At 63.8% G+C, this 11,999-nt stretch carries 11 protein-coding genes; 8 read left to right on the top strand and 3 right to left on the bottom strand.

All coding sequences use genetic code 11. The features are described from left to right. Positions 1-77: 77 nt before the first annotated feature. From HWX53_RS23790 to HWX53_RS23780, 3 genes are all read left to right on the top strand, one after another. A complete protein-coding gene (locus tag HWX53_RS23790) occupies positions 78-473 on the top strand; it encodes a DUF3140 domain-containing protein (RefSeq protein WP_175945529.1) in 396 nt (131 codons plus the stop codon). Between the two features lie 95 nt (positions 474-568). Next, a complete protein-coding gene (locus HWX53_RS23785) occupies positions 569-1,780 on the top strand; it encodes a putative DNA modification/repair radical SAM protein (RefSeq protein WP_175945527.1) in 1,212 nt (403 codons plus the stop codon). Positions 1,781-1,782: 2 nt separating this feature from the next. Beyond that, a complete protein-coding gene (locus tag HWX53_RS23780) occupies positions 1,783-3,216 on the top strand; it encodes a UdgX family uracil-DNA binding protein (protein WP_175945525.1) in 1,434 nt (477 codons plus the stop codon). Here the strand turns inward: HWX53_RS23780 and HWX53_RS23775 are convergent. After that, positions 3,213-4,001, bottom strand: a complete 789-nt coding sequence (locus HWX53_RS23775; protein WP_175945523.1) for an SDR family oxidoreductase — start codon at positions 3,999-4,001, stop codon at positions 3,213-3,215. The genes HWX53_RS23780 and HWX53_RS23775 overlap by 4 nt on opposite strands. Before the next feature lie 239 nt (positions 4,002-4,240). Between HWX53_RS23775 and HWX53_RS23770 the strand changes: the two genes are divergently transcribed. From HWX53_RS23770 to HWX53_RS23750, 5 genes are all read left to right on the top strand, one after another. Then, positions 4,241-4,969, top strand: coding sequence for a DUF4410 domain-containing protein (locus tag HWX53_RS23770; protein WP_175945521.1), 729 nt, complete (start codon positions 4,241-4,243; stop codon positions 4,967-4,969). A gap of 68 nt (positions 4,970-5,037) precedes the next feature. Continuing rightward, positions 5,038-6,309: a cardiolipin synthase gene (cls, locus tag HWX53_RS23765; RefSeq protein WP_175945519.1), complete on the top strand. Its 1,272-nt coding sequence runs from the start codon at positions 5,038-5,040 to the stop codon at positions 6,307-6,309. Positions 6,310-6,426: 117 nt separating this feature from the next. Further along, positions 6,427-8,493 (top strand): EAL domain-containing protein, encoded by a 2,067-nt coding sequence (locus tag HWX53_RS23760; RefSeq protein ID WP_175945517.1) that lies wholly within the window; start codon positions 6,427-6,429, stop codon positions 8,491-8,493. A 94-nt stretch (positions 8,494-8,587) separates the two neighbouring features. Continuing rightward, positions 8,588-9,031, top strand: coding sequence for a MarR family transcriptional regulator (locus tag HWX53_RS23755; protein ID WP_175945515.1), 444 nt, complete (start codon positions 8,588-8,590; stop codon positions 9,029-9,031). Between the two features lie 88 nt (positions 9,032-9,119). Beyond that, positions 9,120-9,416, top strand: a complete 297-nt coding sequence (locus HWX53_RS23750; RefSeq protein ID WP_241270131.1) for a DUF4148 domain-containing protein — start codon at positions 9,120-9,122, stop codon at positions 9,414-9,416. Positions 9,417-9,459: 43 nt separating this feature from the next. On the opposite strand, the gene HWX53_RS23745 is transcribed toward HWX53_RS23750, so the two are convergent. Together HWX53_RS23745 and ugpC are read right to left on the bottom strand one after the other, a co-directional pair. Continuing rightward, positions 9,460-10,323, bottom strand: coding sequence for an EAL domain-containing protein (locus HWX53_RS23745; RefSeq protein WP_175945513.1), 864 nt, complete (start codon positions 10,321-10,323; stop codon positions 9,460-9,462). 308 nt (positions 10,324-10,631) lie between these two features. Further along, a complete protein-coding gene (gene ugpC / locus HWX53_RS23740) occupies positions 10,632-11,753 on the bottom strand; it encodes a sn-glycerol-3-phosphate ABC transporter ATP-binding protein UgpC (protein WP_175945511.1) in 1,122 nt (373 codons plus the stop codon). Between the last annotated feature and the right edge of the window lie 246 nt (positions 11,754-11,999).

Raw genomic sequence — 11,999 nt, 5'->3', positions numbered from 1 at the left:
GGCGTGCAATAAACACCGCTGGAGCGGTGCTTGCTCGATGCCGGTGATGCGGCTGACCTCACCAACGGAGCGCGCTCATGACCACGCACGAAAGGACGCAAGAGAAGACGCAAGCGAAGACGCAACAGCAGCATGGACAATCCGCGGACGCCGAAGACAAGGCGACCTTCGACGAATTCAAAACGCTCGTCAACATGACGGCGCATCAGCTCGAAAAATGGCTGGCGACGGATGAATCTCAGGCCGTGGGCCAAAAAGACGGGAACGCGGAGTCGGTCGGGCATCAGTCCGGGCGGCGCATTATCGAATTGCTCGGCGCGAAGAAGAGCGAATTGCATGCCGACGACTACGGCCACATGCGCAAGGTCATTGGCTATGTGAAACGCCATTTGGCGCAGCGCCCGCAAGGCGATATCGAGCATACGAAGTGGCGCTACTCGCTGATGAACTGGGGCCATGATCCGTTGAAATAGCAGCGCGGCGGCGCCATGTTTGCCCTACCGCGCGGTTTGCAAACTTCCCCCGACACGATTAGCATACTGTATGTATATACAGTATCATAGCCAAGATGGAACTGTCCGAAAAGCTCGAAATTCTTGCTGATGCCGCGAAGTACGACGCTTCGTGCGCGAGCGGCGGCGCGCCCAAGCGCGAGTCGCGCGGCGTCGAAGGCTTGGGCGCAAGCACGGGCTCGGGCATTTGCCACAGCTTCACGCCGGACGGCCGCTGCGTGTCGCTGCTGAAGATTCTGCTCACGAACTTCTGCCTGTACGACTGCCAGTACTGCATCAACCGCCGCTCCAGCAACGTGCCGCGCGCGCGGTTCACGCCGGAAGAAGTCGTCACGCTGACGCTGGACTTTTATCGCCGCAATTACATCGACGGGCTGTTCCTGAGTTCGGGCGTGATTCGGTCCTCGAACTACACCATGGAGCAACTGGTGCTCGTGGCGAAGACCCTGCGCGAGAAGCATCAGTTCCGCGGCTACATCCATTTGAAGACGATTCCCGATGCCGATCCCGGCCTGATCGCGCAGGCGGGGCGTTATGCGGACCGCTTGAGCGTGAACATCGAGCTGCCGACTGAAATCAGCCTCGAGCGCCTCGCGCCGGAAAAGAGCGGCCGCACCATCAAGCTGGCGATGGGCAACATTCGCGTCGCGCGCGAGGAGTCGGAAGCGGAGCCGCGCGCGCCGCGCTTCGCGCCGGCGGGGCAGAGCACGCAGATGATCGTCGGCGCGGACGAGACCGACGACCGCACCATTCTCGGCACCGCCGAAACGCTGTACGGCTCGTACCAGTTGAAGCGCGTCTACTATTCGGCGTTCAGCCCGATTCCCGACAGTCCGTCCGGCGTGCCGTCCAAGGCGCCGCCGCTTTTGCGCGAGCATCGGCTGTATCAGGCTGATTTTCTGATGCGCGGCTACGGCTTCAATGCCGCCGAACTGCTCGGCGATGCAGGCAATCTGCCGCTCGATGTCGATCCGAAGCTCGCATGGGCGCTCGCGCATCGCGAGCGTTTCCCGGTCGATCTGAACACCGCGCCGGTGCGGATGATCGCGCGGGTGCCGGGCATCGGCATGCGCAACGCGAAGCGCATCGCGGAACTGCGCCGCGCGCGGCGCGTGCGCTACGCGGATCTTGCGCGGCTGCGCTGCGCGATGGACAAGGTGAAGCCTTTCGTCGTGACGGAGGACTATCGGCCGCCGCTCGCCGAAGCATCGTCGGAACATTTGCGAAAGGCGCTTGCCACGCAGCCGGTGCAGCTTTCGCTCATCTAACGATGCACGTCATCACCATCGACGACGACTTCGACGCGTGGCGCAGCGCGGCACTCGACGCGCTCGCCCGAAACCTGAAGCCCGAGTCGATCGAATGGCGCACGCAGCAAGGCGACACGCCCGCGTTGTTCGCGGCATCTACCGAAACGGCCGCGCCGGCCACTGGCGCACCGCAAGTGCGCGTCTCGCGCGAACTCGCGGCGTTGCTCAAGGACGCCGCGCATTTCCGCGACGAGCGGCGCTTCAGCTTTCTGTATCGCGTGCTGTGGCGCTGGACGCATGGCGACCGCTCGGTGGCGTCGGCGGCCGATGAAGACGGCGCGCGGCTCTACAAGATGGCGAAGGCGGTGCGCCGCGCGCAGCACGATATGATCGCATACGTGCGTTTCCGGCAGCGCGAGGCGTCGCTCGGACCGCCGGAATTCGTCGCGTGGTACGAGCCGGATCACGACGTGCTCGCCTGGGGGGCGGAGCATTTCGCGGCGCGCATGGGTCAGTCGACGTGGCTCATCACAACGCCGGACGGTGCGGCCATGTGGAACGGCGAGCGTCTGCAGATCGAGCGACGCCGCGCGCTTGCGTCGGACCATCCGTCCGACACGCCGGACGCCGCCGAAGATCTGTGGATGACCTATTACCGCAGCATCTTCAACCCTGCGCGTCTGAACGAATCCGTGCTCCAGCAGCAAATGCCGGTGCGCTTCTGGAAGGGATTGCCGGAAGGCGCGCTCATTCCGCAGCTCGTCAGCGATGCGCGCGGCGGCGCGCGGCGCGTCGCGCAGGCGCGGGCGGTCGGCGCGCTCGGCGGCAAGATCGTGCAGGTGGAGGCGGAAGACGCGCAGCCGGAACGCGACGCGCCCACGTCGCTCGACACGTGCCGCCGCTGCGATCTGTGGCGTCACGCGACGCAAGCCGTCCACGGCGCGGGCCCGGCCGATGCGCGCATCATGCTGCTCGGCGAGCAGCCGGGCGATCAGGAAGACCTGAAAGGCGAGCCGTTCGTCGGCCCCGCCGGACAGTTGCTCGACGACGCCATGCGCCAGGCGCAGGTGCCGCGCGAGCAGGTCTATCTGACCAACGCCGTGAAGCATTTCAAATGGGAGCCGCGCGGCAAGCGGCGGCTGCACAAGACGCCCGCGCAGCAGGAAATCGAAGCGTGCTCCTACTGGCTGGAGCGCGAGCTGGAACAGACCGGCGCGCGCGTCATCGTCACGCTGGGCGCGACGGCGCTCACCGCGCTGCTCGGCAAGCGCGCGACGTTGCGGGCGCATGTCGGCCGCGTCACGCCGTATGGCGACAAGCTGATCGTCGCCACATATCACCCGTCGTATGCGCTCAGGCAACTCGACGACACCGCGCGCGACAAGACCATCGCCGATATCGTCGATGCGCTCGCCAAGGCGCGGTCGCTGGCCGCGCAGACGCAGCCGGGCTAGAACGCGGCGCGCACCACACCGCCGTCCGCGCGCAACGCCGCGCCGTTCGTCGCCGACGACAACGCCGAGCACACGTACACCACCATGTTCGCGATTTCCTCCGGCGCGATGAAGCGCTTGAGCAGCGAACTCGGCCGGGCTTCCTCGAAGAACGACTTCTGCACATCCTCCATGCTCTTGCCGCCGGAGAGCTTCTCGACGAACTCGGTGACGCCTTCCGAACTTGTCGGGCCGGGCAACACGGAGTTCACGGTGACGCCGGTGCCCGCGCACGTTTCGGCGAGCCCGCGAGACAGCGCCAGTTGCGCGGTTTTGGTCAGACCGTAGTGGATCATCTCGACGGGAATCTGGATGCCGCTTTCGCTGCTGATGAACACCACGCGGCCCCAGTTCTTCTGCTTCATCTTCGGCAGATAGGCGCGCGACAGCCGCACGCCCGACATGACGTTCGCGTTGAAGAAGCGCAGCCAGTCGTCGTCGGAGATGTCTTCGAACGGCTTGGGCTCGAAGATGCCCATGTTGTTCACGAGGATGTCGACCTCGGGGAAGCGCTGCACGAGCGCGTCGACTTGCGCGGCGTCGGAGACATCGCCTGCGAAGCCTTCGGCCTGCGCGCTTGGCACGAGCTGGCGCAGCTTGTCGAGCGCGGCATCGACGGATGATTGCGAGCGTCCGTTCACGATCACGCGCGCGCCTTCACGCGCGAGCGCCACGGCAATGGCATGGCCGATTCCTTTCGTCGAGCCGGACACGAGTGCGAGCTTGTTGGCGATTTGGAGGTCCATCGTTGCTCCTTCGAAGCGTGGGTTGAATGGCGGCGCTTGAGCGCGCGTTCGAGGCATGGTAGCGAGACTCGCGTGTTCATGCTCAAAAGCGGCTTTGGCAGGCCTGACACCCGGCGACATAAATGTTGGATGGCGTGCGCGGCGGGCATCGTCCATAGTGGCGCCACGGTGATCGACAGCCCCACCGTAGACCTGCAGACCCGCAGACCGTAATTCAGCCAACGAACTCAGGTGCCGACATGTCTCATGTAACGAACGTCTCCTCGCTCGAATCACTCGTCCGCCACGCCCGCCGCGCGCTCGTCGCGGGCCTCGTGACCGGTGTCGCGCTGTTCGCGGGCTCGGCGAACGCGGCGAGCGCTGCGGTGCCCGCGGACACCACGATCTACGTGTATCCCTTCGCAAGCGACGCGGGCGACGTGAAGCTCGACAATCACGGCCTCGCGTCGAAGCTGAAGACGGCCATGTCCGGCGACACGCAAGCCCAGCAGCAGGCGCAAGACGCCATCGCGGCGCGCGAAGAAGTGGCCGACGAAATCGTCGCGAAACTCCAGTCGATGGGTCTGCGCGCGGTCCGCGCCGACGTCGCGCCGCCCGATGACCAGAACGCGCTCGAAGTCGTCGGCAGCATCGACAAGATCGACGCGGGCAATCGCCGCCGCCGCATGCTGATCGGACTCGGCGCGGGCCAAAGCAAGGTCACGGCCACTGTGCAGCTCGTGTTCAAGCCGGCGCACGGCGCGCCGCAATTGATCGAACAGTTCGATTCCAGCGCGGACAGCGGCCACGCGCCGGGCGTCGCGGAAACGGCGGGCGTCGGCGCGGTGGCGGGTCACGCGGTGAGCTCGCTCGCCGTATCGGGCGGACTGCACGCGGTTTCCGAAACGAAGCGCGCGGGCGTTTCATCGGATGAACAGCGCCTGGGCGACGCCATTGCCAAGCAGATCGGGCAATCCGCGCAAACCTGATGGCCCGCGCGTTCCGGAACCACATACACTACCGGTTCCGGACGGATGTTCGCTTCGCGAGGCCCTGCATGCCCACGCTTGCCCTGATTGCGTTGACCGTCGTCGCGACCGTGATCGTGGTATTGGTGATCGCCAACCTGACGAGCGGTGAAAAGAAGATCGAGCACAAGATCGAGCGTCTCTACGCGAGCGACGATCCGCAGTTCCTTCGGTCGATGGGTCTGCTGCTCGGGCCGCCCGTGGTGGACGGCAACCGCTTCGAGGTGCTCGTGAACGGCGATGAAATCTTTCCCTCGATGCTCGAAGGCATCCGCTCGGCGAAGAAGACGATCACCTTCGAGACGTTTATTTACTGGTCGGGCGCGATAGGCGAGCAGATCGCCGAGGCGCTCGCCGAAAAGGCTCGCGCCGGCGTGTCGGTGCATGTGCTGCTCGACTGGGTCGGGTCGTCCAAGATGGACAAGCGCTACTTGCAGACGCTGCGCGACGCGGGCGCCGAGGTCATTCAGTATCACAAGCCGCACTGGACGGGACTCGGCCGCATGAACGACCGCACGCACCGCAAGCTCCTCGTGATCGACGGCCGCACGGGTTTCACGGGCGGCGTCGGCATCGCGGACGAATGGACAGGCCATGCGCAAGACGAGAAGCACTGGCGCGATACGCACTTTCGCGTGCAAGGTCCGGCGGTCGGGCAGATGCAGGCGGTCTTCATGGACAACTGGGTCAAGGCCACCGGCAACGTGCTGCACGGCGCGAACTATTTTCCCGAGATCGAGCGCGCGGGCGACGGTCTCGCGCACATGTTCAGCAGTTCGCCTTCGGGCGGCAGCGACGACATGCAGCTCATGTATCTGATGGCGATCACCGCCGCGACGCATTCCATCCACTTGTCGAGCGCGTACTTCGTGCCGGACAAGCTGACCATCAACGCGATCGTCGAGGCGGCGCGGCGCGGCGTGCGCGTGCGCATCATCACGCCGGGCAAGCGCATCGACACGCATACGGTGCGCGAGGCGTCGCGCGCGTGCTGGGGCGATCTGCTCGCGGCGGGCGTCGAGATGTACGAATATCAGCCGACGATGTTTCATTGCAAGCTCATCGTCGTCGACGAATTTCTGGTGTCGGTCGGCTCCACCAACTTCGACAGCCGGTCGTTCAAGCTCAACGACGAAGCGAATCTCAACATCTACGACCGCGATTTCGCGCGCCAGCAAACCGCGATTTTCGATGCCGATATCGAGCGTTCAAAACGCATCACGCTCGAAGACTGGCAGCGTCGCGGGCTCGGCGAACGCATGCTGGAACGCGTTGTGGCATTGTTGGACCCTGAACTGTGATGCGCCGGCGCATGGACAAAAACTGTTCTTGCACCGGGCTTTCGAGCGGCCTAAAGATTGGCCAGTGTGCGCCGATAAGACGCTTACGCAAACACGCCCCTTCGATTCCGGCACTTCATGCACGGCACTTATAACTTCTGGCTCGTGGCGGCATCGCTCGTCGTCGCCACGCTCGCCTCGTACACGGCCCTCGACATCTCCGGCCGCATCGCGATGCTGTCGCATTCGCGCATGCGCCATGTCTGGCTCGCGGGCGGCGCGGCCTCCATGGGCGTCGGCATCTGGTCGATGCACTTCGTCGGCGTGCTGGCGTTTTCGCTGCCGATCAAGCTCGGCTACGACTTTCGCATCACGGCGGCGTCGCTCGCGATTGCCATGCTGGTTTCGTTCTTCGCGCTCTCGGTCATCAACCGCGTGCGGCTGACGTTTCAGCGCCTCGCCGCGAGCAGCTTGCTCATGGGCGCGGGCATCGCCGCCATGCACTACACGGGCGATGCCGCGATGCGCATGCATCCGGCGATACAGTACGACCCGCTGCTTTTCGCCGCGTCGGTCGTGATCGCCGTGGTCGCGTCGGGCGCGGCGCTGTGGATCGCACGCGTGCTGTCCAACGCGAACCAGTCGAACATCACGCAAAAGCGCGGGGTGGCTGCACTCGTCATGGGCGTCGCGATCACCGGCATGCACTACACGGGCAACGCCGCCGCGAACTTCCTGCCGGGCGCGATCTGCGGCGCGGCCAACGACGTCGACGTGCATTGGCTCGCCACGACGGTCATGCTGTTCACGTTCGCCATCTTGATCATCACGCTCGTGCTGTCGCGTTTCGATGCGCAGAACGAGTTGCTCGCCGGTTCCGTGTCGCGCCTGCATGGGCAGATCGTTCACATGGCAACGTTCGATACGCTCACGGACCTGCCGAATCGCCGGACCGTGACGGAGCGCATCGGCCGCGCGGTCAGGAACGCGACGAACAACGGCAGCCGCTTCGCGATTCTCTTCATGGATCTCGACGGCTTCAAGACCATCAACGATTCGCTCGGCCATTCGATCGGCGACGAAGTGCTGCAAGCGTTCGCCAAGCGCCTTCTGCAATGCGTGCGCGGCGGCGATGCGGTCGGCCGCTTGGGCGGCGACGAGTTCGTGGTCGTGCTCGAAGGAATAGGCACGCCCACGGATGCCGAGAAGCTCGCGGAACGCATTCTCGATGCGATGAGAAAGGGGCTTGTCGTCGCGGATCAATCCCTGCAAGTGATGCCGAGCATCGGCATCGCGCTTTTCCCCGAAGACGGCGACAGCGTCGAAACGCTGCTCAAGCATGCGGATGTCGCGATGTATGAGGCGAAGCGCGGCGGGCGCAGCACGTATCGCTTCTTCGAGGCGAGCATGAACGAGGCGGCGGTGCGCACGCTGCAGATTCAGCAGGCGTTGCATGAGGCGTTGACCGAAGGCTACTTCTACCTGCTGTTTCAGCCGAAGTTTCGCGGGGACGGCGAGCTAGCGGGCGCGGAGGCGCTCATTCGGCTGAATCATCCGGAAATCGGTCTTTTGACGCCGATGGAATTCATTCCGATCGCGGAGCGTTCGGGGCAGATAGTCGATATCGGCTACTGGGTCGTGCGCGAGACGTGCCGGCATATCGTGCGGTGGCGCGAGTCCGGGCGGGCGGCGGTGAAGGTCGCCATCAATCTTTCGCCGCGGCAATTGAACGAAGCGGACCTCGTCACGCGCGTGCTCCAGATCGTGCGCGAAGAGGGCGTGCGAAGCGATCAACTGATGTTCGAGATTACCGAGTCCGTCGCCATGCAGGACGCGCCGCGCACCACCGAGATGATTCGCGCGTTTCAGGACAACGGCTGTGAGATCGCCATCGACGATTTCGGCACCGGTTATTCCAGCCTCGCCTATTTGCAGCGGTTCCGCGCCAAGCAGTTGAAGATCGACCGTTTCTTCACCAACGGCCTCGATGAGAACGGGCAGGAAGGGCACGCTATCGTGTCGGCAATCATCGCGCTCGCGCATTCGCTCGATATGGATGTCGTCGCGGAAGGCGTGGAGACCGGCACGCAGCTCGGCCGTCTGCAAGACATGCGGTGCGACGAAATGCAGGGCTTTCTGCTGGCGCGGCCGCTTTCATCCGACGCATTCGCCGCGTTGCTCGAAAGCGGTCGGGTGAATGTGTGAGGCAGGGCGTCGTTCGAGATTAATTAGCACGCCGTAGCAATGCAATGTGCGCCAGTGCGCGCACGGTCGCCGCGCCGGTCCCTATAATCGCGCGATGGAACCTCAACTCGACAAACGCTTCGGCTTTCTGATTGCAGATGTAGACCGTCTGTGCGGAAACCGCTTCGACGAACTCGCGAAATCGTCGCTTAATCTCACGCGCGCGCAGTGTCGCGTGCTCGCGTACCTGTCGCATTACGGCGAAGTGAATCAGGCGCGGCTCGCGTCGCTGCTGGAAGTCGCCCCGATTTCCGCAGGCCGCTTGCTCGACCGCATGGAGGAGGGCGGCTGGATCGTGCGGCGGCTCAATCCGGACGACCGCCGGGAGCGTCAGGTGCGCATGACGCCGAAGGCGCAGAAGGCGCTCGACAAGGCGCGGCGCGTCGGCGACGAGATCGCGGCGGAAGCGCTCGCGGGTCTCGGCCGCCAGGAGAAAGATCAACTGATCGCGCTGTTACAACGTGTGCGGAGCAATCTGAGCCGGATCGTCGACCGGTGACGCTTGGGAGCGCTTCTTGCAGGGCGGTGACGCGCTATGCAAAGAATCGGACCGTCCGACGCGACGGTCATTCACACCGGAGAATCTCATGCTGAACGTTCGCACCGCACCGCTCGCTGTCATCGCGCTGGCCGTCGCCGCGCTCGTCACCGTGCCCTGCACGCCCGCGCATGCGCAGGAGGCAGGCGCTTCCACGCCAAAGCAAATCAAGAAAGCGGATAGGAAGGCGGCGCGCGCCAAGAAGAATGCCGAGCTGCGCGACCTCGAAAAGAACGGCTACAACCCGGCGGGCGAGCAGACCGACTATCCGCAGAATCTGCAGAATGCGCAGCGGCGCGTGAACGCCGAGAAGGCCGGGCAGCCGGCGCCCGCATCGGCGCCCTGAGGACGGGCCATGTTCACGCGCGCGCCTGCGAGCGGCGCGTGATTCAGGCGGCGTCCGCGAACGGCACCGCGCGATGCTTCGCCTCGATGGGCCGTGCAATACGAGCCCCGGGCACGCTGCCAATGCCGAACACCGGCCGCGCGAGGTAGAAGCCTTGCGCGAGAACATGCGGCCACTGTGCGAGCCATTGCGCCTGCGCGGCCGTCTCCACGCCTTCGATCACGACCGAGAGCTTCAGTCGCGTCATGAGCGAGAGCACCGAAGAGAAGACAGTGCGCGCATCCGCATTGCGTGGCGCGTCGGCCAGCAGTTCCTTGGCGATCTTCACCGTCCCGAAGCTGATCGGACCCAGCGCGGCCAGGCACGCGAAGCCGGTGCCGAAGTCGTCCATTGCGACGTTGATGCCGCGCGCGCGCAAACGTTCCACAACCTTGGCGATCGACGGGAAGCGGGCCAGGTCCTGACTTTCGGACAGCTCGACTTCGATAGACGAAGGCGCGATACCGTGATCGCGGCATACTGCTTCGAGCCGTTCGGCGAAGCCCACCCGCGCGGCAACCGACGGCGGGACATTGATCGCGACGGGATACGTGCCACCGCCGTTGGCCTGCCACGTCGAGATGTCGAGCGCGACCGCGTCCATCACGAAGTCGGTCAGTTCGATCATCACTTCTTCATCATCGAGCGCTTCGTGAAACGCGCCCGGCAGCAGCAAGCCAAACTCCGGATGTCGCCAGCGAATCAGAGCCTCCATCTGCGCGAGCTCGCCGCTATCGACGCGGTAGATTCCCTGATAAGCCATGCAGAATTCGCCGGCTTCCAGCCCTTGCAACACCCGCGCTTTCAATGCGTGACCGGACTTCAGCGCGACATTCGATGCGTGCGAGCGGAGTGGAGTTGTCTTCATGCTATGCCGCCTTGCCAGTGGACCACGCGCTTAAATGCACGAGTCATGCCCGAAAGCGTCATTTGTCGGGCAAATCTGCAGCGACGAGGGCAAACCCTGACCTATGCCTCAAGGCAGTGCACGGTTCGGACCCGTTAACGTTTCAAAGGCGACACAGACAGCGGGGCGCCGTATAAAAATGACGGCGCTGCAACCGGCAGAGGTAATAACTATCCTCGCGCCGCTTCATCGGCAGCGGCGGACTTTGCAGTTTCTGCTGACGTTTCGGCAATTGTTTGTAATCCGCACTAGTGCAACGACTTGCGCAATTAGATGGTCGCGGCTTGCGCAACCGAGCGAACCCGCGCGAGCGCCTTGCCGTCTTCGCCGAAGAGATGCACGTGCCGTATGCTGAAGCCGACGTTCAGCCGCTGGCCATCGACTGCGGTCGATTCACCCGAACCCTTCACCTGAATGACGAGATCGTTCGGTAATCTAACGTGCAGCAGCGTTTCGCCGCCAAGATGTTCGATCACCATGACATCGCCGACGAGACCGCTGTCGATATCGCCGCCTCGTTCCTCGATGAAGTGCTCGGGCCGTATGCCGAGCGTGAGTGTTTCTCCCACCTTGACCGACGACGCATCGAAAGGCAGCGTCAACGGCTCGCCACCCGGCAGCTCGATGGTCACGCCGGCGTGATCCACGCGCAGCACGCGCACGTCGATGAAGTTCATCTTAGGCGAACCAATGAATCCCGCGACGAAGCGATTGTGCGGGGTGCAATACAACTCGAGCGGCGAACCGATCTGCTCCACGCGGCCATGATTGAGCACGACGATGCGATCGGCCATGGTCATGGCTTCGGTCTGATCGTGCGTGACGTAGATCATCGTTGCGTTCAACTGCTTGTGGAGCTTGATGAGTTCGAGCCGCATCTGCACGCGCAGCGCGGCGTCGAGATTGGAAAGCGGCTCGTCGAAGAGAAAGACTTTCGGCTCGCGAACGATGGACCGCCCAATGGCGACGCGCTGACGCTGGCCGCCCGAGAGCGCCCGCGGACGACGCTCCAGCAATTGTCCGATTTGCAGAATCTCCGCTGCGCGCTGCACTCGCTCTTTGATCTGCGCTTCGGGGAGCTTCAGCATGCGCAGTCCGAACGCGATGTTCTCGTAGACCGTCATGTGGGGATAGAGCGCATACGACTGAAAGACCATCGCCACGCCGCGTTGCGAGGGTTCGAGGTCGGTCACGTCTTCGCCACCGATCAACACCTGTCCCGAGTCGCTTCGCTCGAGTCCCGCGATGGTGCGCAGCAAGGTGGACTTCCCGCACCCCGACGGACCCACGAAGACCATGAACTCACGGTCGGCTACTTCGATGTCGATGCCCTTCAGCACATCGGCGCCCGCAAAGGACTTGCGAATCTGCTGCAAATGGACTGCGCTCATGCGTGTCTCCTACCGGAACGAGTGCAAGGCTGAACTGCTCGGTCGCGCGCAGTGCAGCATCGAATTGCTTCCGTCGATTTAGTTCTTGACAAGCTGTTCGGGCCCAAATATACAATTGTAAAACGCAAATTACAAGTGAAACGGCGCAGCCTGACGCGCTTTGAACATCCCTCGGTCACGGTGGGACGCAAGGAAAGAGACGAAGAATCAGACGAAGAATCCGCAAGCCATTAGCTCAAGAAAAAC

It is taken from the genome of Caballeronia sp. BCC1704, from assembly GCF_902833455.1.
Classification (GTDB): domain Bacteria; phylum Pseudomonadota; class Gammaproteobacteria; order Burkholderiales; family Burkholderiaceae; genus Caballeronia.
This window is presented reverse-complemented; position numbering and strand designations above follow the sequence as displayed.